General features: G+C 63.8%; 27 protein-coding genes. 13 read left to right on the top strand and 14 right to left on the bottom strand.

Going from position 1 to position 24,528, the window contains the following annotated elements; all coding sequences use genetic code 11:
- Positions 1–39 precede the first annotated feature (39 nt).
- The 6 genes from AC3WJM_RS10950 (at position 40) to AC3WJM_RS10925 (ending at position 4,482) form a co-directional block, all read left to right on the top strand.
- Positions 40–495, top strand: a complete 456-nt coding sequence (locus AC3WJM_RS10950; RefSeq protein WP_492271880.1) for an SRPBCC family protein — start codon at positions 40–42, stop codon at positions 493–495.
- Complete coding sequence (locus AC3WJM_RS10945) at positions 492–1,034, top strand: GNAT family N-acetyltransferase (protein WP_492271879.1); 543 nt, start codon at positions 492–494, stop codon at positions 1,032–1,034. The genes AC3WJM_RS10950 and AC3WJM_RS10945 overlap by 4 nt, the downstream gene beginning before the upstream one ends.
- Positions 1,035–1,065: 31 nt before the next feature.
- Positions 1,066–1,269 (top strand): hypothetical protein, encoded by a 204-nt coding sequence (locus AC3WJM_RS10940; RefSeq protein ID WP_059388394.1) that lies wholly within the window; start codon positions 1,066–1,068, stop codon positions 1,267–1,269.
- Between the two features lie 7 nt (positions 1,270–1,276).
- A complete protein-coding gene (locus AC3WJM_RS10935) occupies positions 1,277–1,750 on the top strand; it encodes a Clp protease N-terminal domain-containing protein (protein WP_059388391.1) in 474 nt (157 codons plus the stop codon).
- A 115-nt stretch (positions 1,751–1,865) separates the two neighbouring features.
- Positions 1,866–3,119, top strand: a complete 1,254-nt coding sequence (locus AC3WJM_RS10930; protein ID WP_306964448.1) for an acyltransferase family protein — start codon at positions 1,866–1,868, stop codon at positions 3,117–3,119.
- A gap of 49 nt (positions 3,120–3,168) precedes the next feature.
- Positions 3,169–4,482 (top strand): hypothetical protein, encoded by a 1,314-nt coding sequence (locus AC3WJM_RS10925; protein ID WP_284990788.1) that lies wholly within the window; start codon positions 3,169–3,171, stop codon positions 4,480–4,482.
- A gap of 21 nt (positions 4,483–4,503) precedes the next feature.
- Here the strand turns inward: AC3WJM_RS10925 and AC3WJM_RS10920 are convergent, their stop codons facing one another.
- Complete coding sequence (locus tag AC3WJM_RS10920) at positions 4,504–6,072, bottom strand: DUF2142 domain-containing protein (RefSeq protein ID WP_306964453.1); 1,569 nt, start codon at positions 6,070–6,072, stop codon at positions 4,504–4,506.
- 212 nt (positions 6,073–6,284) lie between these two features.
- Between AC3WJM_RS10920 and AC3WJM_RS10915 the strand changes: the two genes are divergently transcribed.
- Positions 6,285–6,776 carry a GtrA family protein gene (locus AC3WJM_RS10915; RefSeq protein WP_492259288.1) on the top strand — a complete coding sequence of 164 codons (492 nt, stop codon included), beginning with the start codon at positions 6,285–6,287 and terminating at the stop codon, positions 6,774–6,776.
- Here the strand turns inward: AC3WJM_RS10915 and AC3WJM_RS10910 are convergent, their stop codons facing one another.
- Genes AC3WJM_RS10910 through AC3WJM_RS10900 form a run of 3 tightly spaced genes read right to left on the bottom strand, consistent with a single transcriptional unit; the run spans position 6,777 to position 9,271 of the window.
- The gene (locus AC3WJM_RS10910) at positions 6,777–7,178 is read right to left on the bottom strand and encodes a VOC family protein (protein ID WP_284990784.1); all 402 of its coding nucleotides are present in this window, start codon (positions 7,176–7,178) and stop codon (positions 6,777–6,779) included.
- A gap of 9 nt (positions 7,179–7,187) precedes the next feature.
- Positions 7,188–8,555 carry a sensor histidine kinase gene (locus tag AC3WJM_RS10905; protein ID WP_492271878.1) on the bottom strand — a complete coding sequence of 456 codons (1,368 nt, stop codon included), beginning with the start codon at positions 8,553–8,555 and terminating at the stop codon, positions 7,188–7,190.
- Entirely contained in the window at positions 8,552–9,271 is a 720-nt protein-coding gene (locus AC3WJM_RS10900; protein WP_059388398.1) for a response regulator transcription factor, read from the bottom strand. The genes AC3WJM_RS10905 and AC3WJM_RS10900 overlap by 4 nt, the downstream gene beginning before the upstream one ends.
- Positions 9,272–9,439: 168 nt before the next feature.
- Between AC3WJM_RS10900 and AC3WJM_RS10895 the strand changes: the two genes are divergently transcribed.
- On the top strand, positions 9,440–9,964 hold the full coding sequence (locus AC3WJM_RS10895) for a hypothetical protein (RefSeq protein ID WP_492271877.1): 525 nt from the start codon (positions 9,440–9,442) through the stop codon (positions 9,962–9,964).
- A gap of 112 nt (positions 9,965–10,076) precedes the next feature.
- Here AC3WJM_RS10895 and AC3WJM_RS10890 read toward each other — a convergent pair whose 3' ends face one another.
- Positions 10,077–11,663 (bottom strand): MFS transporter, encoded by a 1,587-nt coding sequence (locus AC3WJM_RS10890; protein ID WP_059388399.1) that lies wholly within the window; start codon positions 11,661–11,663, stop codon positions 10,077–10,079.
- A 255-nt stretch (positions 11,664–11,918) separates the two neighbouring features.
- Positions 11,919–12,722, bottom strand: a complete 804-nt coding sequence (locus AC3WJM_RS10885; RefSeq protein ID WP_307053863.1) for a putative protein N(5)-glutamine methyltransferase — start codon at positions 12,720–12,722, stop codon at positions 11,919–11,921.
- 321 nt (positions 12,723–13,043) lie between these two features.
- On the opposite strand from AC3WJM_RS10885, the gene AC3WJM_RS10880 reads away from it, so the two are divergent.
- Both AC3WJM_RS10880 and AC3WJM_RS10875 read left to right on the top strand, forming a co-directional pair.
- Entirely contained in the window at positions 13,044–13,271 is a 228-nt protein-coding gene (locus AC3WJM_RS10880; protein ID WP_306964467.1) for a hypothetical protein, read from the top strand.
- 72 nt (positions 13,272–13,343) lie between these two features.
- Positions 13,344–13,604 carry a hypothetical protein gene (locus tag AC3WJM_RS10875; protein ID WP_284990778.1) on the top strand — a complete coding sequence of 87 codons (261 nt, stop codon included), beginning with the start codon at positions 13,344–13,346 and terminating at the stop codon, positions 13,602–13,604.
- Between the two features lie 122 nt (positions 13,605–13,726).
- On the opposite strand, the gene AC3WJM_RS10870 is transcribed toward AC3WJM_RS10875, so the two are convergent.
- A complete protein-coding gene (locus tag AC3WJM_RS10870) occupies positions 13,727–16,276 on the bottom strand; it encodes an ATP-dependent DNA ligase (protein WP_492259285.1) in 2,550 nt (849 codons plus the stop codon).
- A 38-nt stretch (positions 16,277–16,314) separates the two neighbouring features.
- On the opposite strand from AC3WJM_RS10870, the gene ku reads away from it, so the two are divergent.
- Positions 16,315–17,205: a non-homologous end joining protein Ku gene (gene ku / locus AC3WJM_RS10865; protein WP_059388401.1), complete on the top strand. Its 891-nt coding sequence runs from the start codon at positions 16,315–16,317 to the stop codon at positions 17,203–17,205.
- 83 nt (positions 17,206–17,288) lie between these two features.
- Here the strand turns inward: ku and AC3WJM_RS10860 are convergent, their stop codons facing one another.
- The 4 genes from AC3WJM_RS10860 to AC3WJM_RS10845 all read right to left on the bottom strand — a co-directional run bounded on the left by AC3WJM_RS10860 (position 17,289) and on the right by AC3WJM_RS10845 (position 18,521).
- Complete coding sequence (locus AC3WJM_RS10860) at positions 17,289–17,555, bottom strand: DUF7218 family protein (protein ID WP_492271876.1); 267 nt, start codon at positions 17,553–17,555, stop codon at positions 17,289–17,291.
- Positions 17,556–17,582: 27 nt separating this feature from the next.
- Positions 17,583–18,011 (bottom strand): hypothetical protein, encoded by a 429-nt coding sequence (locus tag AC3WJM_RS10855; RefSeq protein ID WP_059388402.1) that lies wholly within the window; start codon positions 18,009–18,011, stop codon positions 17,583–17,585.
- A gap of 66 nt (positions 18,012–18,077) precedes the next feature.
- The gene (locus AC3WJM_RS10850; protein ID WP_059388403.1) at positions 18,078–18,254 is read right to left on the bottom strand and encodes a CsbD family protein; all 177 of its coding nucleotides are present in this window, start codon (positions 18,252–18,254) and stop codon (positions 18,078–18,080) included.
- Positions 18,255–18,350: 96 nt separating this feature from the next.
- Entirely contained in the window at positions 18,351–18,521 is a 171-nt protein-coding gene (locus tag AC3WJM_RS10845) for a DUF2207 domain-containing protein (protein WP_139359614.1), read from the bottom strand.
- A gap of 330 nt (positions 18,522–18,851) precedes the next feature.
- On the opposite strand from AC3WJM_RS10845, the gene AC3WJM_RS10840 reads away from it, so the two are divergent.
- Together AC3WJM_RS10840 and AC3WJM_RS10835 are read left to right on the top strand one after the other, a co-directional pair.
- A complete protein-coding gene (locus AC3WJM_RS10840) occupies positions 18,852–19,331 on the top strand; it encodes a Dps family protein (protein WP_284990772.1) in 480 nt (159 codons plus the stop codon).
- A 24-nt stretch (positions 19,332–19,355) separates the two neighbouring features.
- On the top strand, positions 19,356–20,312 hold the full coding sequence (locus tag AC3WJM_RS10835) for a DNA topoisomerase IB (protein WP_492271875.1): 957 nt from the start codon (positions 19,356–19,358) through the stop codon (positions 20,310–20,312).
- Between the two features lie 105 nt (positions 20,313–20,417).
- On the opposite strand, the gene AC3WJM_RS10830 is transcribed toward AC3WJM_RS10835, so the two are convergent.
- Genes AC3WJM_RS10830 through AC3WJM_RS10820 form a run of 3 tightly spaced genes read right to left on the bottom strand, consistent with a single transcriptional unit; the run spans position 20,418 to position 24,526 of the window.
- Positions 20,418–20,696, bottom strand: a complete 279-nt coding sequence (locus AC3WJM_RS10830; protein WP_059388405.1) for an HPr family phosphocarrier protein — start codon at positions 20,694–20,696, stop codon at positions 20,418–20,420.
- A gap of 33 nt (positions 20,697–20,729) precedes the next feature.
- Positions 20,730–22,439, bottom strand: a complete 1,710-nt coding sequence (ptsP, locus tag AC3WJM_RS10825; RefSeq protein ID WP_492259284.1) for a phosphoenolpyruvate--protein phosphotransferase — start codon at positions 22,437–22,439, stop codon at positions 20,730–20,732.
- Positions 22,440–22,474: 35 nt separating this feature from the next.
- Positions 22,475–24,526, bottom strand: a complete 2,052-nt coding sequence (locus AC3WJM_RS10820; RefSeq protein ID WP_492259283.1) for a PTS fructose transporter subunit IIABC — start codon at positions 24,524–24,526, stop codon at positions 22,475–22,477.
- Between the last annotated feature and the right edge of the window lie 2 nt (positions 24,527–24,528).

The following is a 24,528-nucleotide window of genomic DNA, read 5'->3' as shown; positions in this document are numbered from 1 at the left end:
GGGTCGACGGGTGTTTTGAAACGGTGGCAGGATCGAAGCATGACTGTGTCGTTCACATGCCGTACGCATATCGGAATGGAACCCGGGGAGCTCTTCGATCTCTCCCGCAATGTCGACGCGCACGTCGGCTCCATGGCCAAGTCCCGGGAACGTGCGGTTGCCGGCGTCGTGTCCGGACTGCTCTCGGAAGGCGACGAGGTCACCTGGCAGGCCTGGCATTTCGCTGTATTCCTGCGAATGAGCAGCCGCATCACCCGGTTTCGATTCCCTGAATCGTTTACGGACGAGCAAGTGCGTGGCCCCTTTCGCTTCTTCCGGCACATGCACGAGTTCATTCCCGACGACGGCGGCACGCTCATGATCGATCGCGTCGAGTTCGCGGCGCCTTTCGGCGTTGTGGGCCGGATTGCGGAGAAGGCCTTCCTCGGGCGATACCTGCGGAACCTCATCGAAAAGCGCAACGAATACCTTGCCCGCAACGGTGCCGCCGCATGATCAGGACGGCCCGCGCGGACGAACTGGAACGGCTCCGGGGGATCGAGTTCGCCGCGGGGGAGATCTTCCGCTCCTGTGGAATGGACGCCATCGCAGATGACGAGCCATTGACCGTCACGGAAATGGCTCTCTACCAGGCGCGCGGGGGTGCCTTGGTCTTCGCCGACACGTCAGATGTTCCCGTGGCCTATCTTCTGATTGAGCACCTCGACGGCAATGCGCACGTGGAGCAATTGAGCGTCCATCCGTCGCATGCGCGGCAAGGTCTGGGGAGCGAGCTGCTCGATGTTGCCGAAAAGTGGGCTCAGGCCCAGGGCTTGGAGTGGCTGACCCTGACCACTTTCCGGGATGTTCCGTGGAATGCGCCCTACTATCGCAGGCTGGGTTTCGAGGAGCTGGGCCCGGAGCTGTTGGACGATGGACTCCGGGGCATCCTCGAATGCGAGGGCTTGGTGGGCCTGAGTCGTTGGCCCAGGATCGCCATGCGGCGGCGCGTCAGGCCGATCCGCGGACAGGAAGATTCTGTCAGTCTGCATTGACAGGCCTGTGCCGTCAGTCCAAACTGACAGCATGAATGGTGATGAGCTGACTTCCCACATCCCGGCGACGGACCCGGTAATCGGGCTCCGCGCCGTTGGTGCCCTGCATCGCTTGGCTGAGAAGGTGGAGGCCACCAACGTGGCCCTCGCGCGGGAGCACGGTTGGTCCTGGGAGCAAATAGGTGATGCCTTGGGCGTCTCCAAGCAGTCGGTCCACGCCAAATACGGAAAGTGAGTCTGCCATGTTTGAACGATTTGCCGGCGAAGCCAGGACCGCTGTCCATGCCGGCGCCGAGGAAGCCAAACGCCGTGGAGACCGGAGAATCGGCACGGACCATTTGCTGCTGGGATTGCTTCACGACCCCGGGAGCTGCCGGACGTTGGAAACGGACCTCGAATCCGCCCGCGCCCAGCTCGATGCCCTCGACCAGCAGGCGCTGGAAGCCGTTGGCGTGACGCTGGGGGACTTCGGCCCGCTGAATGCGCCGAAGGGAAGCAGCCGGACTACCTTCACCTCGGCCGCCCGCTCAGTCATTCAGGACTCACTGATGCTGACCACCCGGGAGAAGGCCCGCAGGATCAGCACGCGGCACCTCTTGCTCGCACTGCTGGAGCGGCGCGAACCGGATCCGGCCGCCGTCCTGCTCCATAACCTGGGCGTGGATACCGCGGCACTCAAGGACAGGCTGCAGAACCCAGGTCCGGGAACTGAGTGAGGCGGCCCGAACCTGATTGTTTTGCGCGGCAATATTCCGCTCGAGTGAACCACAGCTGAGTGAATCCTGTAAGCTCCCACAGGATCACGCAGCCGCCTTTTGAGGGGAACCGCCCGTGCAGGACACCATTACCGTACGTCCATCGTGGGGTCGTCGCCTTGCCGGAATCGAAGGCCTCCGAGGCATTGCGGCCCTATCGGTGATGGTTTACCACCTTGCTTTGACGACATCATTCCAAGTGCAGACCGGGCCCTTGGAAATTCTCTTTTCGCTTTGCAACCAGGGCCTCACCCTGTTCTTCGTCCTCTCCGGCTTCCTGTTGTACAGGCCCTTCGTTTCCGCGATCGTGCAGGGCAGGCAGCTGCCGTCCATCCGCCGCTATGCATACAACAGGCTGCTGCGGATTTATCCCGCGTACATCGTGATCTTCGTTGTCACCGGACTCTTCGTCGGTTCCGTGTACCTTCACGGCAGCACTCACGGGTTCGGCCCGGAAAACATCGGCAGGCTCACGGATCCCCTCAAGATCGCAGCCAACGTACTTCTTGTTCACATGTTCATTCCGGAGTACGTCATGAGCGGCCTGCCGGTGTCGTGGTCATTGACGGCTGAGATCACCTTCTATTTTGTTCTGCCCTTGGTGGCCTTTCTTGCCCTGTGGAGGATTCGAAAAGGATCGAGGAAGACTGCCGCCTTGGTGTGCGCGCCGCTTGCCATGGTCATCGTCGGCCTGGGCATTACGCTTTGGGCCAGTGACGCGGCAAGCCGAATGAGCCCGATCGATGCGGCGAACTTCGGCTTCGGGCAGACTGGCAGTGCAGTCTTCCTTCGGAGCTTCCTTGCGCAGGCGGATCTCTTTGGATACGGAATGCTCGCCGCCGTGGCAGTGGTCGTGATCCACGAACGCGGCGTGGAGCGGGTGCAGACCCGGGTCAAGGCAGCACTAGTCCTGGTCGCGGCGCTGATCGAGCTCCTGGCCCTTGAATTCGCCCGACCCGTAATTTCCACGGTCTCCGGGGTGGCTGCGGCGTTGGTATTGCTCGCAGTCGTATTACCGTCATCCCGGGGAGACGACCTGAATCGGACGGCCCGTGTTCTCGAATGGTTGCCATTCCGCTTCACGGGCGTCATGAGTTACAGCATCTATCTCTGGCATCTGCCCGTCATTTTTTGGCTAATGGGGCATCACCGGACGTTCGGCCAAAACACTCTCGCCTTGCCGCTCAACGGGCTCCTCGTCCTGGCCATCACACTGTCCTTGTCCACCTTGACTTACTACTTTGTAGAGCGCCCGGCGATGAAGCTGAAGAGGCCGGCGTTGAAGGTACAACAACCCGAACCTCAACAGGAACTAAGCGTTAAGCGCTGAGGATGTAGAATCGGCCTCCTGTCTGCAATTTTCTTTTGGGGGTCCCCGCTTGGCTGTCCTGACCGTGCGCCGTCGCGCCTTTTTCGCTCCTACTGTCCGCTCGCGGAACCCTGTGGTGTACGCGTCGATCGTCCTGGTCTCGACACTGATTTCGCTGGCGCGGCTCCCGGGCCCGGCTATCGGAACCCTGTGGGCCGAAGATGGCGGGATCTTCATCAATGACGTGCTCAAGGACGCAGGCCTCCGGGGCATCTTCGCCCCCTACCAGGGCTACCTCCACGTCGTGCCCCGCGGGGTGGCGTGGCTGGTCGTAAGACTGCTTCCTGTGGACGCGTGGGCGATCGCGGTGACCGTGGCGGCGTGCCTGATCGTGGGCGGCGTGGCCGCGCTCGTGTTCCACTGCTCGTCCGCGCTGTCCAGTAATACCTGGGTCCGGCTTGGGTTCGCAGCGGTGCCCGTCTTGGTCGCTGCCAGCCCGGAGGAAGCTCTCGGAAACCTCGCAAACCTGCATTGGTACTTCCTGTACTTGGCGCCGTGGCTCCTTTTGAAACGGCCCCGGACATGGGCCGAGGGTGTCCTCCTGACAGTTGCGGCGCTGCTCGTGGGCCTTACGGAAATACAGGCCGCAGTGTTCGTCCCCCTTTTTCTCTACAGGCTGCGGGACGCACGCCTTTGGGGTCCGAGGCTAGCCCTCCTTGTTGGCGTTGGGGCGCAGGTTTTCACGACGCTGGCGTTCCCGCGCGAAAACCCGGCCGCACCGCCGGTGAATTGGCTATCGGTCGTATACGGGTGGTTCGTCGACGGCCCGTCCGCCGTAATGTTCGGTACCGCCGGACAGATATCCCGCGTGGTAGTCCGTTTCGGTTGGGTGCCCGTGGTGCTGGCGGGGGTCCTCTTCCTTGCAGCGACCGCGCTCATCCTTGTTCGGGGTGGAACGCGCGAGAGGGTTGCCGCAGGCGCGTTCCTGGGCGGCTCGGTCGTCATAGCGTGCGCAGCCGTGGCCCTGAACTTCCGGCCGTTCCTCGACTACGCCGCTTTCGACGACGCCGGCTGGAACGCCTTGCACCTCGGGCGGTACGCTGTTGCGCCGTCCATGTTCCTGCTCGCACTCTTGCCGCTTCTGGGCGAGGTTCTGGGGCGCTCTGCACGGCCGGCGGTGCTCGGCGTTTTGGCCGTGCTGATGCTCGTCTACTTCTTCCCCGTGGCCGTGGGGCGCGAGTTCGGACCAATCTGGGCGGACCATCTCGAGCAGGCCCGAGCGGCATGCCGGACGCCCGGGGCCGAACCGGAGCAGATCGTTCCGATCGCCCCGACGGATTGGTCGATCAAAGGCGTCAAGCTCCCCTGTCGCATCCTCGACTGACCCGGATGGGGGGTCCGTGCGCTAGGTAGTGATGAGTTCGGCTTCGCTGCGCTCAACATTCCGGGGAAAACGCGGGATGCGCGGAAAGAGGATCCTGTGTGAGATGACTGCACCCGCAACAAGTACCAGGAGGTATGCGGTTGTCAGCCCTTCCCAAGTGAAGGGCGGCTGCCACAGCGGATCGAACATTTCCGTCCAGTTCGTATGGGTTTGGAGACCTATCGTGTACCGCCGGAGGACAAACACAAAGAGGTAAACGTGTACGCCAACGGCTCCGGCAAAGAGCCACGGAGACAGGGAACGCGCCCATGGTCCCCGTGGTGTCGGGCGCATGCGCATGGCCACTCCGCAGGCGAGCAGAAGCAAGACAAACAGGGCCAGCAAGTATCTGCCCTGCCAGATGTAGCCAATTTGCTGTATTACCTGGGCCTGAAGGATGGGCGGCAGGATCAATACAGCGACAAGCAGGATCCAGACTGCGGGCCGGGCCCGCAGAGGCCGTGCGGTGAGGCCGCCGATGATGACGGCCGCAAAGGCAAAGTGCCAGAAGGCGTAGACCGCGGCGGGTGCGCCGGTGTCGAGCCAGCCCATGATTCCGATATAGCCGGACGCATAGTCGAATGAGCGGTCCAGCATCGTGACGAAGGCCTGGTCCGGTGTCACATCACTGGGGGTACCCGTCAGGCTGCTCAGGCTATTGGCCGCGACCAGCCAGGCGAGACTGGCAGCGCAACCAAGGCCGATGAGCGCGGTCATGGCCAGGCCCAATCGGTTCTTCACGACGGCGACCATCGGCTTTATTCCGAAAATCAACACGGCTGAAACTACCGCCACCGCCAGCCAGAGCAACGAAAGAGCGCGGGTATTGGCCAAAACGGCTCCGGAAATCCCGACAATAACGATGCTTGTCCGAACGTTCTTGAGATTCCGGTAATTCTCGAGAACGACGCATAGGTTGAGAAACAAGGCAGAAGTCGTAACCACTTCAAGCGCGTTGGGATTGATCGAGCCGTTGAGAAAAAGCACCATCGGCGTGATGGAAACCAGGCAGCTCGCCATTGGCCAGAAGCGACGGCGCAATGACGCCGCAGCGCCGATGGTGGCCGCAAGGAACACTGAGCAGATCAGGGCACTGATCAGGCGCATCAGGTAGATCGCGGGCTCGCCCGCCATGAACCGTGAGGGAAGGCCGACCATCGCGTAGTACATCGGGTTGTAATTGCCCGCGCTCGTTTGGGCTTGCACGAGGTCCCTCGCTGCGGGGTCGAGTGGAGGTGCGCACGCAGGCGTCATGGCGATTTTGAAAGCGAAGCAACCTTGGGCGCTGATGGTGGAAATGTATCTCGGAACCGTGACAATAGTCTGCTCGCCCTGCTTGCCTGTTGAGCTTCCCGTGAGCTCACCACGGGCGACTGCCGCGGCTTTGATGGTGTGGGCCGGCTCGTCGGGCACTGACATCAGGGGTGAGGCGAACACCCAAATCATGGAAAGCACGGCAATGATGGGGAACGCAATGAACGTGAACCGCAATGTGGGCAGTGCGCCCGGCCTGCGTGCTGCGCTTGGCAGGGCTGGAGAATTGGTAACCATCGTCCTGATACGTTATCGCACCCGGTCGCCAACAACCCGGCTGGACGAGACCGCCTGAAGCCGTTCGAAACAGGCCATCGGCACGGTTTGGCGGTTCGATGCGCGGCGTTTCGCTGGAACCGGAGCCGTTATGATTGATCGAGCCTTGCGGTCGCTGAGGCGAGGCTGTCTCCGCCGGAAGCCGCAGTTTATATGACATTGACGATTTTGGGGTGCTAACAGTGGCGCTAGACCCGCGTGCTCAAGTGACGCGCTTGGTGGGCTTTGTCCACCGTAGCCACCTCTTGAAATTCTTGATCGTGGGAGGGCTCTCCTTCGCCATTGATCTTGGCCTGCTGGTTCTATTGCACGAAGGCTTTGGAGTTGACCTGTGGTTTGCCACGCCAGCTGCTTTCCTCGCGAGCCTCGTCTTCAACTATTTCGTCCAGCGCTCATATACTTTCCAGTCCAATAACCGGCAGCACGTCAGCATGTTCCGCTACGGCCTCCTAGTCGTTTTCAACGTCTTCGCAACGGACATCATCGTCAATCTTTTCGATAGCCTCGCCCTCACCTATGCGGGTGGAAAAGTAGTGGCCACGGTTTCGACAATGACCTGGAATTTCTTCCTCTACAAATACTGGATCTTCCGCACCGATGCCCGTAACTCCGGGAAAGATCAACAAGACGATTCCGAATTCAGCCCCACTGCCGCAGACGGCTGATCAGCCGGCCACCAGCTCTACCTCGTAGCCGTCGGTATTCACCAGATAGGCGGCGTAGTGGCCGGGCCCGCCGGCGTGGGGATATTTGCTCTCGAACATCTCGTACCAGCCCGAGTCCGCGCCGAGCTCCCGGAGCCGGTCCACGTTCTCCCTGGTGCCGGCATGGAAGGCGAGGTGGTTGAGCCCGGGCTCCGTCCTGCGGTGCGTGCTTCCCGTGAGGGCCGCGGACTGTTCGATCACGATGTACGTGCCTCCGAGTTTCCAACTGCAGCCCTCGGGCCACTCCTGGAATTGTTCGTAGCCCAGTTCGGCCAGCAGCCAGCCCCATTCTTCCTGCGCCCGGCTGATGTGGGGTACCCAAATTTCTACGTGGTGCAGCGAACCCACCGGAACATCAGCCATGCGCAGAGTCTACGTTTGACGGGGGCCCGCGGGAATGCCGGGCAACTCCACGACAAATGCCGCGCCGCCCTCACGCGCCGCACGCACACTGATGCGACCGCCCATCCGCTGCACGATCCTTGCCGCGATGGACAAACCGAGTCCGCTTCCAACCGGCCGTTCTCCGCTGTATCTGGCAAAGAGCGCACCGCGTTCGAACGCGACGGAGGCATCCGCCTCCGTGAGGCCAGGGCCGCCGTCGCGCACTTCAACGGTGAGTCCGTTGCCGGAAAGGTAAGCGGCGAGCACAACGGGAGCGCTTTCAGGGGTCACGCGCAGCGCGTTTTCCAGCAAGCCGTCCACCACTTGGCGCAGGCGCTGGCCATCGCTGCGGACCGGCAATGGCCCGGAAGGCAGTTCGAGCCGACCGGCAATTCCGTTCTGGACGCACACCGCTTGCCAGGCCTGCCAACTCTCGCGCAGGATCAAGGATGCGTCCACAGGCTGGAGTTCCACGCGGAAATCATCGGACTCAAGCCGTGCCAATTCCAGGAGATCGCGGACAAAACGGTCCAGGCGGTTGGTTTCGGCCACGAGCGTCCGTCCGACCCCGCTCACGTCGTCTCCGCTGACCACGCCATCGGCAAGCGCTTCGGCGTAGCCCCGCAGCGCGGTAAGTGGTGTCCGGATTTCGTGCGAAATGGAGAGCAGGAACTCGCGTTGGCGGCCCTCGCTGGTACGGAGCGCGGCGTCGAGGGCCGCCAGCGCCTGCGACACCTCCACCACTTCGGCCGGGCCGCCGGGTGCTACGGCCACGGATCGTTCTCCGGCTGCGAGCCGATGGGCCGAATGCGCCGTACGCACCAGCGGCCGGCTCAACCATTGCGCCAACAGGCCACCGGCGACGATGGCGAACGCCAGGCAGACCGCGAGGGCAATCAGCATGCGGCTCAGGAGGGGAGCCGCGGCCGCGCGGATTTCGGACACGGGCTGCGCCAGCACCACGCCTCCGCCGGCCGCCAAGGGCCGGGCCTCGAGGACCACGGTGTTTTGTGGACCGTTCACCGACGTCGAGACCGACTTTCCGGTCAATACCTCCGCGACGGTCTTCGCATCCACCAGCCTCGCCCCGCCGCCTGTCACGCGGCCGTCGGTGCTGATTTGCGCGAGCCTCGCGCCGTGCGTGAGCAAATCTGTGCGCAGGTCCTGCAGGCTCCCAAGGCTTGACTGCTTGCTGAGGGAATCGGCCTCGACCGCGAGGTACTTCTTGGCTTCGTCCACCGCCGTGGCGTTGACCAGCTGCGCCGCCAGAAGGCCGGCAAGTACGACGGCGACGGTCGCGACGGCGGCGATCACCGCCGTCGTGCGTCCGGCCAGTGTGCCGAACCAGCGCCTCACGTGGCTCCTCCGGCGCCGGGACGGAGCACGGACGAATGGGGAGGCGCGGCCGAATAGCCGACGCCGCGGCTCGTCGCGATGGGGGAGTGCTCGCCGAGCTTGGCACGGAGCTGCGCGATGTGCACATCCACTGTCCGCCCGGCGGCATAACTGGCCTGCCCCCACACGGCGGACAGGAGCTGCTCCCGGGAAAAGACCCGGCCAGGCTGCGCCATGAGGTACGCGAGGAGGTCGAATTCGGTGGCCGTCAGGGTGAGTTCCTCGGTTCCCGCGCGTGCGGTCCGGTTGAGCGGATCCAGTTCGACGCTGCCCAGCACGAGCGGTTTGGAACGTGGGGTTCCTTCGGTCCGGCGCAGGACCGCCTTGACCCGCGCCACTAGTTCGGAGGGCGAAAACGGCTTGGTGAGATAGTCGTCCGCGCCCAATTCCAGGCCAAGGACGCGGTCCACCTCCTCATCCCGGGCCGTGACGAACAGTACCGGCGTCCAGTCCTCTGCCTGCCGCAGTTGCCTGCAAAGCTCGATCCCGTCCAGACCGGGCAGGCCGACGTCGAGAATCACCGCGACCGGTTTGAGTCGCTTGATCTGTGCCAACGCGGACACCCCGTCCCGCTCAACGTGTACACCGAAACCCGCGCGGCCCAGATAGAGGCGCTGGATATCGGCAATTGCCCGTTCATCCTCGGCAATCAGCACCAATCCGCGGCTGTCTTCCATGCGTCCATTCAACAGCAAGGATCAAGCCTGTGGAGCGTCCTCGTCGGCCGCCGGGGACGGTTTTACATTCCTCGAACATTGGCCGAACAATCAATTCATGCGGCCGGACCAGAGTGTGGTGAAGAGCGCCGGCGGATCGACCACCGGCCGGAACAAAGGACACGGACCATGAACAACAGCATCCCGAGCTCCAGCACTCCCGTTGAGGGGCGCAAGCGTACCAAAGCGCGCACCGCCGTCGTCAGCGTCCTCGCAGCAGGCCTCCTGCTGGGCGGCGGCGTGATCGCCGCCAACGCTGCTACCTCAAGTAGCCCGAGCACGACGGCGGCAGCCACCTCCCAGCCCACCGCGACGGCCGGGACTGCAACAGCGGCGGCGGCCAAGACGGCGCTCGCGCGGCATCCGCTCGCGGCGGCCCTGCGGTTCTTCGTGAACGGTGACAGCAGCAAACCGAACTACGGCCAACGCGCCGCGAAGATCGCCACGTTCATCCTGGACAAGCGCCCGAAACTGGCCGTGAAGCTTCCAGCCGCGCTGCAAGCGGACCTGAAAGCGCTGAAGGACGCAGCCGACGGCGACCGGGTGGCCAAGGCAACCCACATCAGGGACACAGCCCTGAACGGCGGCTACGGCCCGAAGATCCAGGCGCAGGCAAAGCGGATGCAGGAGCAGAAAGCCGACCGCAAGGCTTAAACGGCGGCAAGGCTGGTTATTTGTGGCGGGACCGCCACAAATAACCAGCCTTGTTGTGCAGACGCGGGCCGCCCGCAGCCCCGTCCGCCCTGTGTCTGGACCGGCAGTGTGCCTAGGCCGGAACCGGGTCCCGGTCCGGATCCGCCGCTACGAGGGGCCCGTCGTCGAACGGCATTTCGTCGAGGTCGATCAACGGGTTGGTGTCTTGGGTGGCAACCAGCTCGCGGGCTTCGGCCTGCGTGTCCACGCTTGGCATGGAGCCCGGAAGTGGCCGCTGTGCGGATTCGCGCAGGAAGTAGATGGCGATTGCGCCAACCACGGACGTTCCCATGAGGTAATACGCGGGCATCATGTCGTTGCCGGTGCCTTGGATCAAGGCGGCGACAATGAATGGCGTGGTGCCGCCGAAGATCGCTACGGAGAAGTTGTAGGCGATGCCCATTCCCCCGTAACGGCTCGAGGTCGGGAACAGCGCCGGAAGCGCGGAGGCGAGGTTGGCTATATAGAACGTGACCGGGAAGGCGATCAGGGCCAGGCCGGCAAGCGTGGACCAAATGTCGCCGATGCCGATCAGCAGGAAGGCCGGAACAGCGAACACGACCGTGCTGACGGCCCCGATCCACAGGACGGGCCGGCGGCCGATCCGGTCGGAGAGCTTGCCCGTCAACGGGATGCAGACTGACATGACGACCAAAACGGGGATGGTCAGCAGCGTGCCATGAACGGGGTCGTAGCCCTTGGACTCGGTCAGGTACGTGGGCATGTAGGAAGTCAGCATGTAGCCCACCGTGTTGGCGGCTGCGGCGAGGATCATGGCGAGGATGATCTGGCGCCAGTAAGCCTTCACGATGCCGATGGGACCCTTGGCTACCGCGGCGTCGCCCGCTGCGGCGTCCGCGGCGAGGGCTTCCTGGGCATCCAAAGTGGCTTGGAACTGGGGTGATTCCTCGATCTTGCTACGGAAGTACACGGCGATGACGCCGAGCGGACCCGCAATGAGGAAGGGCAGTCGCCAGCCCCAGTCCTCCATGGCCGATTGGCCGATGGTGAGCTGCAGGATGGACACGAGCGCCGCGCCAAGGGCGAAGCCGATGTAGGAGCCCATGTCCAAGAAGCTCGCGAAGAAACCGCGGCGCTTGTCCGGAGCGTACTCGCTCACGAACGTGGTGGCGCCGGCGTACTCGCCGCCGGTGGAGAAACCCTGGACAAGCTTCAGGATGACGAGCAGTGCCGCTGCCCAGATACCGATTTGTGCGTAACCGGGCAGGAGTCCGACGGCGAAGGTGCTTGCCGCCATCAGCAAGAGTGTTGTGGCGAGCACCTTCTGGCGGCCCACCTTGTCGCCCAACCACCCGAAGACAACGCCGCCGAGGGGGCGTGCCACGAAGGTTGCGGCGAATGTTCCCAGCAGGAACAGGGTCTGCACGGACTTGTCCGCCTCGGGCAGGAAGACCGGCCCCATCGTGGTGATGAGGTAGCCGAACACGCCGACGTCGTACCATTCCATCGTGTTGCCGACGATCGTGCCGCCGAGTGCTTTTTTCAGCATGGGCTGGTCAACGACGTTGACGTCGGATACTTTGAGTCGACGGCGTGTTGGAAGTTTCAATTTTGAGGCACCGCGTGGTGCGTTCTTGCTCGTTGCAGCGGCGTTCCTAGCGCCTGCTGAAGAGTCGGTGATGCTTCGGTCTGTGGGCATTTGTGTTTCTCCTAGGGAGATCATTTGCTTGCGACATACAGCTGCTCCGCTCTGGGCAGGGTTTCAATTTTACGCGAGATTCGCCCAATCTTAGAGTTGGGCTCCGAATTTCGGGGCCATTCCGGACCCTTTCGGGCACAAATGTCTGACATCCGCGGACCCCCTGCAGCCCCGGAATCACGCGGATTTTGGCGTGCTCCGGAGGTGCGTTACCAAATTGTTTGATTCAGGGCCCCGGAACGCACAGTTTGCTGATCATTTCCGGTGGATTGCCCGTTGTTTTCCCAACACCACCGTGGCATCGAATTCTCCAGAATGGACCACCCGCGCGGACAGCCCGGCGTCCTCGAACAGGGCCGCCGTCGTCGCGGCCTGCCGGACGCTCGTTTCGATCAGCAGCCGACCACCGGGAGCCAGCCACAACGGAGCCTCCCCAGCGATCCTGCGCTGCACATCCAAACCATCCGAGCCGCCGTCGAGCGCCACCCGCGGTTCATGCAGCCGGGCCTCTGGCGGCATCATCCCGATCGAGTCCGTGGGGACGTAGGGAGCGTTGGCCACTAGGACGTCAACCCGGCCGCGAAGAGCGTCCGGCAGCGCCGAATAGAGATCGCCTTCGTGCACCTGGCCGCCCACCGGGCCGAGGTTACGGCGGGCGCAGCGGACCGCAGAGGGGTCGACGTCGGCCGCGTGAAGCTCGATGCCGCCCGCCGCGGCAAGCAAAGCGGCGCCGACGGCACCCGAACCACAGCAAAGATCGACGACGACGGCGCCCGGCCGGGCGAGGCGGGCCGCCGCCTGGACGAGGTACTCCGTGCGGCGCCGGGGGACGAAGACGCCAGGGTCCACGGCGATGTGTTGGCCGCAGAACTCTGCCCAGCCCAGGAGGTATTCAAGGGGTAAACCCGAGACGCGTTGTTCCACCAGGCAGTCAAGCTCCTCGGGAGCGTGCGCCGCGGCGATCAGGAGCCGGGCCTCTTCTTCGGCGAAGACGCAACCGGCAGAACGGAGCCGTGCCGTGACGGCGGAATGGGACGGCTGGAACGTGGGTGCTGACATAGGAGAGCCTTTCGGGGTACCGAGGGGTGCTCTCCGGGCCATGCTAGCCGAGGGTGGAGTCGGGAACCACGCCTGAAACGGCTTCGACGAAAGCCGGGGTTCACAAACACAGCCAGGAGTGTCTAGGGTGGGTGCATGGGAACACTGATTTTTGAATAGGCCAGCGGGTCACCGCTGAGTTTGAACCGACAAAAATCCATGCCTGTTGAGGCTTCGCCTCCGCGCCGTTCCTGTTGCTTTCACTAGACCCCAGGGTCTCGCAGCGGACGTCGCGTCCCGATACCTCCTCCGGCACATCAAGAGCTCTAAGGAGTCCACTGCATGACACCGAACACACCCGAAACCGACGCCGGGCAGGAACCAGAAGCGCAGGAAACCATCGCCCCGGCGGCCGGTGTCAGATCGAAACTGACTGACGCCCAGAAGGAGATGCTGGCCAGCAAGTCCCGTGGCGGGGCAGGGAACGGCTGGCAAAGCACCGGAAAAGGACACAAACCCACTCAGGCGAGTGGCAAGCTGGCCAAGTCCGAGAAGAAAGTCCGCTGGTAGATCCTGCAGACAAGCGGACCGCTCCCACCTAGTATGGAAAATCCCTTCGTTTCAATGCAGAAAGGAAGAACAATGGCTGCGAAGCACGTTGAGCAACAAATCAACTCCGAGGTGGCCAGCCACTTGGTCGAGTCCATGGATAAAGCGCCCATGCCAGCCCCGGCAACGGTGGCCATGGCCCTCGGCTCGACCCAAGGACCGGCCTGGCCGGACGTCAGCGGCAAGGCCAAGCACCCCAAGGACCGCGGCGCAAGCCACGGCCGCGTAGGCCAGCAGGCGGCAGTCACCGCGGTCCACCGCACCAGCCGTCCGCAGATGCCGCACTCCTCCTAGGAACCCACCCTCCTCAGCCCAACTGACTCGCACTTAATGTCGTTCTGAGCCCTCATAACGACATCTGCTGCCAGTTAGTTGGGCTGAGTTACGTGCGGGAGGCGTAAGCGTGCGGGCCTGGGTTATGCGCGCTCGACGTCGTCGGGAGACTTGTCGGGGCGCCAGCCGCGCCAGACGGGATGGCGCATTCTCTCGGCGCCGGTCCAATCGCCGAACGTCACCTCTCCCACGAGCTCGGGCGAAACCCAGTGCGCCGTGGCGGCGTCCTCGGCCGGGATGTCATGGAACGGAGAGTCCGGGCGATCGAGACCTTGCAGGCGCTTCAGGATATCGCGCAGTTGCCAGTCCTTGAACCCTGTGCCCACCCGGCCCGCGTAGCGCAGCTTGTCGCCGTCGGGAATCCCCACCAGCAACGCGCCAATGGTCCCCAGCCTCGTCCCGGAGCCGGGCCGCCAGCCACCCACCACCACTTCCTGCGTGCGTTCCAACTTGAGCTTGATCCAGGACCTGCTGCGCCGCCCCGGCTGGTACCGGCTATCCGCGCGCTTGGCCATGACGCCCTCCAAGCCAAGCTCGCCGGCGCTGGCCAGGATGTCGTCAAGGTCATGTTCCAGGATCTCGGACACATGGATAGGGGAACCCTGGGCCGGCAGCTTGGCACGGAACTCCGCCAGCTTTTCCCGGCGCTCGCTGAGCGGCAGGGACGTGAGGTCGGCACCGCCGTGGGACCCGGCGTCGTACAGGAGATCGAACACCATGAGCTGCACGGGGACCGCGGCCCGGGCACGTTCGACGTCGCCGGGCTTGAAGAGGTTCATCCGCTTCTGGAGCAGCTCGAAGCTGGGCCGGCCGTTCTTGCTGAGTGCGACGATTTCGCCATCGGCCACGAAGTCGTGGTCAGGCCAATAGCGCGGATCCGCCAGTTCGGGGTAGGTGGGTGTCATGTCGATCCCCGAGCGGCTGGTCAACCTGATCTTGCCGCCCGAGCCTGAAACGATCGCCCGGAAACCGTCCCACTTGAGCTCAAACAGCCAGTCGCCGGAGGAGACATCGGCGGTTGTCCCGGAGGTTGCGAGCATGGGCGCGTAGCTGGGGGTCCCGATCGGTTGGGGCCGGGAGTCAGGCAACAGCACCGTCCGATGGCCCGGTTTGTCCTTCATCAGGTGGATCAGCCATTGCGACGGCGACTCCCCGGTGTGGATGAGCGCGAAGCGGCGGGTCCCGTGCAATCCGCCGCCGGGCTTTCCGGTGAGGGTAGCGATGACTTCCTTGCCGTCGCGCCATTTTTCGCACTCGAACTCGCCGCTGTCCCAGATGCTGACCGTCCCGGCACCGTATTCGCCCTTCGGAATGATGCCCGCGAATTGCGCATACTCCATCGGGTGGTCCTCCGTGCGCACCGCGAGGTGGTTCTTGTCCGGAGTGTCGGGCACGCCCCGCGGCAAGGCCCACGACGCCAGGACGCCGTTGTGCTCCAGCCGGAAATCCAGGTGGAAACGGCGGGCATGGTGCTCCTGGATGACGAAAATTCCGCCGGGCGGATTGGGTTCCGCGTCGGACTGGAGGGGGCGCGAACCGGCTTGGTGCTCGACGGCGGGAAACGGTTCGGGGGTCCGCTGCGGATCGCGCTTGTCCACGTAGCTGGCCAGCCGAGGGTTCAAGGCCGCGCCCCCGACGGCGGTGCTGACGCCGGCCGCGCCGGTGCCCGCGCGGTGCGAGTGGGGCGGGCCGCCGTCGTCGTTCTTGGTTCTGGAACCGCCGTTCGAGTGCGAAGTGGCGTGCCCGCCCGCCACCGCGGCGAAGGGGTCCTTTCCCCCTTTGACGCGCTCCATGACGGCCGTGAAGTCCAGATGCTCGAGCTTGGGCGATGCGAGTTCGCGCCACGTCCTCGGGGCGGCGACCATGGGGTGGGCCCGACCGCGGAGGGAGTACGGCACGATGGTGGTCTTGTTCCCGCTGTTCTGGCTCCAATCCACCAGAACCTTGCCGTTGCGCAGGGTTTTCTTCATGTCGCTGACCACGAGGTCCGGATGGTCGGCCTCAAGCGAGCGCGCCAATTCGTGCGCGAACGCGGAGACCTGCTCCCATTTGCGGGTGCCATCCAGTCCGGCGTAGAGATGGATCCCTTTGCTGCCGCTCGTCACAGGAACCGGATCGAGGCCGATGTCCTGCAGGATGCTGCGGGCCAACTTGGCGACTTCGACGCATTCGGAAAGGCCGGTGCCGGGACCGGGGTCGAGGTCCAGGACAAGGCGGTCCGGCGGCAGCATGGTCCCGTCGGCGTCCACTTGCCATTGCGGCACGTGGATTTCCAAGGCTGCAATCTGGGCCAGCCAGGTGAGCGTGGCGAGGTTGTTGACGAGCGGATAAACGTTGCTGTGTTCCCTGTGCTGGATGGTGACCCGGGGAACCCATGACGGCGTGGAGTCGTCCAGGTTCTTCTGGAAGAACATAGGCCCGGGATCCGACGTGGTCCCTACTCCGTGGACCCAGCGCTTCCGTGTGGCGGGCCGGTTGGCGGCAGCCGGGATCAGGAACGGGGCAACGGCGGCGTAGTATTCGAGCACTTCGGCCTTGGTGGTGCCAGTCTCCGGGTAGATGATTTTGCCCAGGTTGGTGAGCGTCAGTTCATGGCCTTCAACGTTGACGCGTTCCTTCTGGCTGGTTGCCACCTCTTCACCTCCGCCGTGTTGTGATGTTCACTTAGTGCATGAGGGCCATATGGAAGGGTTCTATCGCGTTCGGGCTGGTCAACGTACCCGTCAAGCTCTACAGCGCCACCGAGGACCACGATGTCAGTCTCCACCAGGTCCACAACAAGGACGGGGGCCGAATCCGTTACCAGCGGAAGTGCGAAATCTGCGCCTCTGTTGTGGATTACGAGGATATCGACAAGGCCTACGAAGAGGAAGGCCGCACCGTGGTGCTGTCGGCGGCCGATTTGAAGTCGCTGCCTGCGGAGAGCAGCCGCGAAATCGAGGTTGTGGAGTTCGTTCCAGCTGAGCAGTTGGACCCCATCATGTACGAGCGGCCCTATTATCTCGAGCCGGATTCCAAGTCGCCCAAGGCCTACATGCTTCTTCTGCGCACTTTGCAGGACACCGAGCGCGTGGCCATTGTGCAGTACGCCCTCCGGCAGAAGACCAGGCTGGGCGCACTGCGGGTACGGGGCGATGTGCTGATGCTGCAATCCCTGCTCTGGGACGACGAAGTCCGCGAAGCAAACTTCCCTTCGCTGGAAACCGACGTCAAGATCTCGGACAAGGAACTTGAGATGTCCTCGGCCCTGGTGGATTCCATGGCGCGCGACTTCGAGCCCGAGCAATACACCGACAACTACCAAGTTCAATTGCGCCAACTCATCGCGGCCAAACTCGAAAAGGGCGACTCCATCGACACCGAGGAGACGTTCGGTGTGGCAGCCAGCGAAGGGGAAGGTGGCGAGGTCATCGACCTCATGGAAGCCCTCAAACGGAGTCTCGACAAGAAGCGCGGCAAAGCGTCTGCCGGCTCGTCCGACGAGTCCTCCGCTGAAGGGTCCGACGACGGCGCCACAGCCAAGGCGGCCAGCAAGCCGAGGGCGAGGGTCAAGAAAGCCTGACGCGCCGCCGTCGTGCGCTTCGTGAAAGCTGGGCATGCTCCAAGTGGCCTGCGCCGGAGCAAGGCACATGTCCCATGGATGGCCTAGTGGTTTCGCAACGCAGAGATCAGCTCGGATTTCTTCTTGCTTGAGTACCCTGTGAGCCCCAGTTCCTTCGCCCGGGACTTCAATTGGGGCGCAGTCCAGTCTTCATAGTCGCCCGAGGTGCCGCCGCGTCGGCCGATTTCCTTGCGGCCCTCCTTGGCAGCGGCATTCGAGATCCTCGCGGCCTTTTCCTTCGAGGCGCCATCCTCACGGAGGCTTTCGTAGAGTTCCGGATCCTTGAGGCTGGGATTCTTCTTGTTTGGCATGCGATCCTCCTTTGGTCAAGATCCGGGCTAGGACGGAAGCTCCATCCGGAACCCGCAGCGGCACTGCAACACCTTTGTGGCCAGGTACACGTCGAGAAGGTCGACGGCGGGGTCTTCGGTGGACACCGGTGCATACACGCTGTGGAATCCGGTTCCTGAGATCTTCATGGGTTCGCCGCAGTGGATGTATTCGCCGCCGAATTGCAGCACACCTGACACCGTGCCTCGCTGGTTCAGGATGGCTGCGACGTCCTGGAATGTTGCGGCATGGGCGTAGAACATATCGCATTCCACGCAGGTGTAGGCGACATCCACGAACTCTGCCGACGGTGGCTTCAGGGGCTCGATGGAATCGAGAATCACGTACTCGGCGGTGCCGCAATGGCCGCACCAGATTCGTTCCCCTTTGGGGAGGGGCGCGCCGTTGGGAACAAGCGGGTCAGAGATAGTCGGCATCGACTTAACTCCTTGAACCAGGAAGTGCGGCTCCCGCGCGAGGCGGAAGCCGCACTTCGAGCGGATTTAATCCTTCTTGAAAGCGTCCTTGACCTTTTCACCGGCCGATTTCAGGTCGCTCTTGCTCTGATCCATCTTGCCTTCGGCTTCGAGTCTCTCGTTACCCGTCAGCTTTCCAGCCGCTTCCTTGGATTTGCCTGCAAGCTTTTCTCCGGCGTTCTGGATCTTGTCATCTGCACCCATGGACGTACTCCTTTGCTGGTAAAGGGACTTTCTTCGATTCGCCAAACGGTGTGGGGCCTGGCCGACAGGGCCAGGCGTCCTCACTGCAGTTGCCGGTCAAACTCCGTGTGACCTGCGGCCGGACATGAAGCTAAGGAGCCAGCCGATGGCCGCGACAATCAGGAGGACCACGCCGACCCAAAGGAGCCAGCTCACGGCCTGCGAGAAGCCGCCGACGAGCAGAAGAACGATTGCCACAACGCCTGCAATGATCAGAAGAGTGTTCACAATGACACATTCCTTACTTCAGCGGGACCGCTGGCAAGCGCCCGGGTCCCTTGCGATGTATTCGGTTGTCAGTTCGCTTGCGAACCGTTGTTCCCCGCCAGGCCCGAAGGCCCCGTGCAAGGTCTTGCTGTAGTGATACCGCCCCGGATTTTCAGGGTTTTCGTCCGGTAAGAACCGGCATCGACTTCCTCCATGGTACTACTAAGCACCCTTATCAAATCAAGTACTAAGTACGCTTACAAAGATTTTTGGATATCGTCGTAGGCTAAACGGAAGGTCGCGCGCAGGTTTCCTGCGCTCGCATCGGACGGTCGTTTAGGAGGAGAAAACGTGAAAGCATCGCAAACCCTGGCAGATAACCTCCAGTTGGTCCTGACGGATCTCATTGAACTCCAGCTCCAAGGAAAACAGGCCCATTGGAACATTGTTGGCCCTAATTTCCGGGACTTGCACCTGCAGCTCGACGAACTCGTCGCAGCCGCCCGGGAGTTCGCCGACGAAACCGCCGAAAGGATGCGGGCGCTCCATGCCCTTCCCGATGGCCGGAGCACCACCATCGCCGCCTCAACAAGGCTGGAGCAATTCCCCGCTGGATTGACCAAAACCAAGGACGCCGTGAAGCTGATCACCGATCGCCTGGAGCGGACGGTCCAGACCATGCGTGATGTCCACGACGAAGTAGACGAAGAAGACCCCACGACGGCGGACCTGCTCCACGCGTTCATTGCCCGTTTGGAGCAGCTCGCTTGGATGATCAGTGCCGAGATCATGTCGGCAAGTGCGTCCGTGGCAGATCCACAGGAAGCCTAGGAACCCGGCGAACGGCGTCAGTGCATGCCACGGCTCCGCCGCAGTAAACCGGGCACTCCGGGCATTTCCCGGCGAAGGTCCGGCCGCGGATTCAGCTACTACCACCCGGACGGATCGCTTATTTCGGGCGGGGAGCGCAAACGCCTCGACGCGATGGCGATACCTCCTGCATGGGCCGATGTCTGGATATGTCCGTTCGAGAACGGGCATATCCAGGCAATGGGAGTGGACGACGCCGGACGTAGCCAATACATCTACCATCCTGAGTGGCGTGCCCGCCAGGATACTGAAAAGTTCGCCCGGGCCGCGCGGCTTGGGTCCATCCTGCCGCAGGCGCGCCGCCTGGTCTCCAGGCATCTGCGGGAGTCACCTTCCGAGAAGACTAAAACCTTGGCCGCGGCCGTACGGCTCATGGATCTCGGTGCCTTGCGCGTTGGTTCCGATGGCTACGCGCGCCGCAACGGCTCATACGGGCTCACCACGCTGAGGTGCAGACACGTGAAGGTCAACGGGGAAACGGTCTCCCTGCATTTCCCGGGGAAAAGCGGCCAAACCTGGGATTCCACCATCGAGGACCCGGTGCTCGCCCGATTCCTCGGACCCTTGGCAGGCAGGCCAGGCAAAGAGCCCCTACTGGTCTTCCAGAATGGTGAGGGAAGCGTCTCCCTGAATGCCGCGATGGTCAACGAGTACCTTCGCCACATCACCGGCGGCGACTACACGGCCAAGGACTTCCGCACGTGGAAAGGCACTGCAGCGGCCGGAATGGCGCTCGCAGGCCCGGCTTCCAAAGTGCCTGCCCGCCAACGAGTCGTCGAAGCAATCAAGCAAACCGCCGAACTTCTCGGCAACACTCCAACGGTGGCGAGGGCAGCCTACGTCGATCCTCGGATCGTGGAGGGTTTCCTGGCGGGTGATCTCGAACAGCTCAAGGCCAGCGAGTCGGATATCGCGGCCTACTTGGGGCACTGCCTTGAATAATTTGCCCTGAAAAACAAAAGAGCATGCTCCCCGTTGGCTACGAGGGATGGACAGATGAGGAATATGTCCATCCCCGAGTGCCAAGGGAGAGCATGCTCAGTGGGGTTACTCGGCGTCGTGGTCCGTTTCGAGGATCTTCACGAGGCGGTCCAGGGCTTCGTCGGCCCCGGCACCTTCGGCACGCAGGACAACGACGTCGCCGAATGAAGCTCCGAGGCTCATCAGGGAGAGGATGCTCGCGGCATCCATGGCGTCGTCGGCGGGCTCGCCTTCGCGGGCGATGGTGACCTCGATGTCCAGCTCGCCGGCGGCTTCGGCGAAGATGGCTGCCGGGCGTGCGTGCAGGCCGACGCGGCTGGCGATGGTGGCGGTACGTTCGGACATTGTTGCTCCTTCGATTGTGGGTTTGGGGAAAGTCTAGAGACCCAACTCGTCCAGGATAGGCAGCTGGGCGCGAACGGCTTGGCGCGCGGCGGATGCACTCGGGGCGGACAGCGCCGTCGTCGCGAGCTGTTGGGCCTGCGCCACGGTGACGGTGGCCAGGACAGCGGAAACGGCAGCCAGGGCGCGGGCACTCATGGAAAGCGTCGCGACGCCCAGTCCAACGAGTACGACGGCGAGGGCGGGGTCCGCGGCTGCCTCGCCGCATACTCCCACCGGCCGGAGGTTGCCGCCCGAGCTGGCGGCAGCGGCGCCGTCGGCGGTCAACTTCACGAGCTGAAGCACGGCCGGCTGCCAGGGGTCGTTGAGAGTGGCGAGAGGGCCGAGTTGGCGGTCCGCGGCCATGGCGTACTGGGTAAGGTCGTTGGTTCCGAGCGAGGCGAAGCTGACTTCGCGCAGCACGGAGGCTGCGGTCAAGGCAGCCGACGGGACTTCGACCATGACGCCCGGGGTCTTCAAACCGGCGGCGGAGCAGAGTGCAGCGAAATGCGCTGCTTCCTCGGCCGTGGAGATCATGGGAGCCATGACCCACACTTCGGCCCGGTTGGCGGCCTCTGCTGCCGCGATTGCCGCCAGTTGGCGTTCGAGGACGCCGGGGGACGTGAGGTCGGTGCGGTACCCGCGGACACCCAGCGCAGGGTTGGGCTCGTCCGCGTTGGTAAGGAACGGCAGGGGCTTGTCTGCCCCTGCGTCGAGGGTTCGGACCACCACTTTCTTGCCCGGGAAAGCAGCGAAGACGGCGCCGTAGGCGGCGATCTGCTCCTCGACGGTGGGTTCGTCGTCGCGATCCAGGAAACAGAATTCGGTGCGCAGCAGACCGACGCCCTCGGCACCGGCGTCGGCGGCCTTGACGGCGTCGGCACCCGTACCGACGTTGGCGAGCAGCGGAACCCGGAACCCGTCGGCCATGACGTTGCTCCCGCTGAACGCGGCAACGGTGGATGCCTGGGTGGCCCAAGCCTTGGCCGCAAGGCGGAGTTCCTCACCAGGGTCAACCGTGATGGTGCCGGCAGCGCCGTCGAAGTAGACCTCCGTGCCGTCCCCGATCTCGTCGACACCAGGGGCGGCGACGATCGCGGGCAGGCCGAGGGCGCGGGCCAGGATGGCGGTGTGGGACTGCGGGCCGCCGCTCGAGGTGATCAGGGCGATCACCTTGGCGGGGTCCAGGGTGGCGGTGTCTGCCGGGGCTAGGTCCTCGGCGGCCAGGATGAACGGAACGTCCGACGCCGGGATTCCCGGCGCGGGCAGTCCGCGCAGTTCAGAGACGATGCGGGCGCGGACGTCCAGGACATCGGCCACGCGCTCTGCCATGTAGCCGCCGAGGGCCTTCAACGAATCGGCAACCGTGGCTGCTGCCTCCCAGATGGCCCGCTCGGCGGTGCGTGCGCCGCCCGGGGCCTCGGGGGAGAGGAGCCTGATGGCCGATTTCACCAGCATGGGATCGGCGGCCATCAGGGCTGTTGCTTCCAGGACCTCTTTGCCTTCGCTGGACGCCGTCGCGGCCCGGGCACGGAGTTCCGCCTGCACGGCCTTGGCGGCATCCTTGATGCGCTGGCCCTGCGATTCGACGGTAACGTCCGCAGGAATATTGACGTTCTCACGGGGCTCTTGCACCGGCTTCGGCATCTGCCGAACCGGCCCCAGAACACGCCCCGGGGCAACGCCTACACCTGAAAAGGTCTGCATGGATTAGTCCTCTACTTCGCTTATTGGCGGGTTGTTCAGGCTGCGACCGGAACAGGAGCCTGCTCGGCCTCTACCGGCTTCCGGACTGCCCAACGCTTGAGTGCGAGCAGGACCAGGGCGGTGATGACTACGCCGACCGCGATCGATGCGATGAACATGAACACGTTGCCGATAGCGAAGAAGACGAAGATGCCACCGTGGGGTGCCTGGGAGGTAACTCCGAAGGCCATGCTCAGCGCACCGGTCACGGCGCCACCCACCATGCTTGCGGGGATCACGCGGAGCGGGTCGGCAGCGGCGAACGGGATGGCGCCTTCAGAGATGAAGGAAGCCCCCAGCAGCCAGGCGGCCTTGCCATTCTCGCGCTCGGCGAGGCTGAATCCCTTCTTGTTGAGCACGGTTGCCAATGCCATGGCGAGCGGCGGAACCATACCGGCTGCCATAACAGCGGCCATGATCTGGAGCGGGGCCGGGTTGGCGAGGCTGCCGGCGCCGAGGCCGGCTACGGCGAAGGAGTAGGCAACCTTGTTGACCGGACCGCCGAGGTCGAAGCACATCATGAGGCCTAGGATGATGCCAAGCACGATCGCCGAAGTACCGGTCATCCCGGAAAGCCAGGTGCTGAGGCCCTTGGAGATGGCCGCGATCGGGCCGCCGAGGAAGAGGAACATGGCGCCCGAAGCGACGATCGAGGCGACGAGCGGGATGATGACCACGGGCATGAGGCCGCGCAACCAGCGTGGAACGGAGAACGTGCCGATCCAGTGTGCCGTGAGGCCAGCGAGCAGGCCACCTACCAGGCCACCGAGGAAGCCGGCGCCCATGTAGCCGGCGACAGCACCGGAGACGAAGCCCGGGGCGATACCAGGCCGGTCCGCGATGCCGTAGGCGATGTAGCCAGCCAGGGCAGGGACGAGGAAGCCGAGGGACAACGCGCCGATCTTGAACAGCACGGCTCCGAGGTAGGCGCCGAACGGACCCCATGCATGGACCGGGTAATCGGTGGGCAGGTTGACGAGGGTGTTCGCGGCAAGGATCTTGTCCGCAACTCCGGCGATTTCGTAGCTGCCCAACAGGAAGCCGAGGGCTATCAGCAGGCCGCCACCGGCGACGAACGGGATCATGTAGCTGACGCCGGTCAGCAGGACTTTCTTGACCTTGGTGCCGAGGTGCTCGCTTGCAGCTGCGGATGCCTGTTCGGCGCTCTCTTCGGCACCGAAATGCGGGACGCGGTGTGCATGTGGGTCGGATGCGGCGGCGAGGGCTTCTTGCACCATCTTGGCCGGCTCGTCAATGCCGCGCTTCACGGGAGCGTTGATGACGGGCTTGCCCGCGAAGCGTTCCTTGCCGCGGACATCGACGTCGACCGCGAAGATCACGGCGTCGGCGGCGGCAATCACAGCCGGGTCCAACGCGGTGAATCCGCCCGAGCCCTGGGTTTCAACCTGCAGGTCGACGCCCGCTTCCTTGGCAGCGGCCACGAGGGAATCGGCTGCCATGTAGGTGTGGGCGATGCCAGTGGGGCAGGCCGTGACGGCGACGATGCGCTTCGGGGCCGCGGCAGAAGCGGCACTCGCCGAAGCCGGGGCGGCCTCGGTGGCCGGTGCCGCCGACCCTGCCGCATGGGCAGCCGGCTTGTCTGCTAGTGCGCCGTCAACCAGATCGACGATGTCCTGCTCGGTGGCAGCCGCACGCAGGGCCGCAGTGAAGTCCTTCTTGATGAGGGAACGGGCCAGCTTGGAGAGCAACTTCAGGTGCTCCTGGTCCGCTCCTTCCGGAGCAGCGATGAAGAAGATGATGTCCGCGGGGCCATCCTTGGCACCGAAGTCCACCTTGTTCGAGAGGCGGGCCATCGCAAGGGCGGGCTCGGTTACTGCGATTGAGCGGCAGTGCGGGATGGCGATGCCGCCGGGTACGCCCGTGGCAGTCTTTTGCTCGCGGGCGAAGGCGTCCGCGAAGAGCCCTTCCACCTCGGAGGCGCGCCCGGCTGCGGCAACTTTGCCTGCCAGGAAGCGGATGACATCGGCGGGGGAATCGCCGAGGTTCTGGTCGAGGGCGACCAGTTGGGGGGTGATGAGCTGGGTCACTG

It is taken from the genome of Arthrobacter sp. FW306-1B-G06A, assembly GCF_058781765.1.
This window is presented reverse-complemented; position numbering and strand designations above follow the sequence as displayed.

Coding starts and splice junctions, on each gene's coding strand:
- ku (WP_059388401.1), top strand. CDS start 16,315: ATGAGGGCCATATGGAAGGGTTCTATCGCGTTCGGGCTGGTCAACGTA.
- AC3WJM_RS10860 (WP_492271876.1), bottom strand. CDS start 17,555: ATGCCAAACAAGAAGAATCCCAGCCTCAAGGATCCGGAACTCTACGAA.
- AC3WJM_RS10885 (WP_307053863.1), bottom strand. CDS start 12,722: ATGTCAGCACCCACGTTCCAGCCGTCCCATTCCGCCGTCACGGCACGG.
- AC3WJM_RS10935 (WP_059388391.1), top strand. CDS start 1,277: ATGTTTGAACGATTTGCCGGCGAAGCCAGGACCGCTGTCCATGCCGGC.
- AC3WJM_RS10875 (WP_284990778.1), top strand. CDS start 13,344: ATGGCTGCGAAGCACGTTGAGCAACAAATCAACTCCGAGGTGGCCAGC.
- AC3WJM_RS10945 (WP_492271879.1), top strand. CDS start 492: ATGATCAGGACGGCCCGCGCGGACGAACTGGAACGGCTCCGGGGGATC.
- AC3WJM_RS10880 (WP_306964467.1), top strand. CDS start 13,044: ATGACACCGAACACACCCGAAACCGACGCCGGGCAGGAACCAGAAGCG.
- AC3WJM_RS10895 (WP_492271877.1), top strand. CDS start 9,440: ATGAACAACAGCATCCCGAGCTCCAGCACTCCCGTTGAGGGGCGCAAG.
- AC3WJM_RS10890 (WP_059388399.1), bottom strand. CDS start 11,663: ATGCCCACAGACCGAAGCATCACCGACTCTTCAGCAGGCGCTAGGAAC.
- AC3WJM_RS10940 (WP_059388394.1), top strand. CDS start 1,066: ATGAATGGTGATGAGCTGACTTCCCACATCCCGGCGACGGACCCGGTA.
- AC3WJM_RS10920 (WP_306964453.1), bottom strand. CDS start 6,072: ATGGTTACCAATTCTCCAGCCCTGCCAAGCGCAGCACGCAGGCCGGGC.
- AC3WJM_RS10850 (WP_059388403.1), bottom strand. CDS start 18,254: ATGGGTGCAGATGACAAGATCCAGAACGCCGGAGAAAAGCTTGCAGGC.
- AC3WJM_RS10835 (WP_492271875.1), top strand. CDS start 19,356: ATGCCACGGCTCCGCCGCAGTAAACCGGGCACTCCGGGCATTTCCCGG.
- AC3WJM_RS10830 (WP_059388405.1), bottom strand. CDS start 20,696: ATGTCCGAACGTACCGCCACCATCGCCAGCCGCGTCGGCCTGCACGCA.
- AC3WJM_RS10950 (WP_492271880.1), top strand. CDS start 40: ATGACTGTGTCGTTCACATGCCGTACGCATATCGGAATGGAACCCGGG.
- AC3WJM_RS10910 (WP_284990784.1), bottom strand. CDS start 7,178: ATGGCTGATGTTCCGGTGGGTTCGCTGCACCACGTAGAAATTTGGGTA.
- ptsP (WP_492259284.1), bottom strand. CDS start 22,439: ATGCAGACCTTTTCAGGTGTAGGCGTTGCCCCGGGGCGTGTTCTGGGG.
- AC3WJM_RS10855 (WP_059388402.1), bottom strand. CDS start 18,011: ATGCCGACTATCTCTGACCCGCTTGTTCCCAACGGCGCGCCCCTCCCC.
- AC3WJM_RS10900 (WP_059388398.1), bottom strand. CDS start 9,271: ATGGAAGACAGCCGCGGATTGGTGCTGATTGCCGAGGATGAACGGGCA.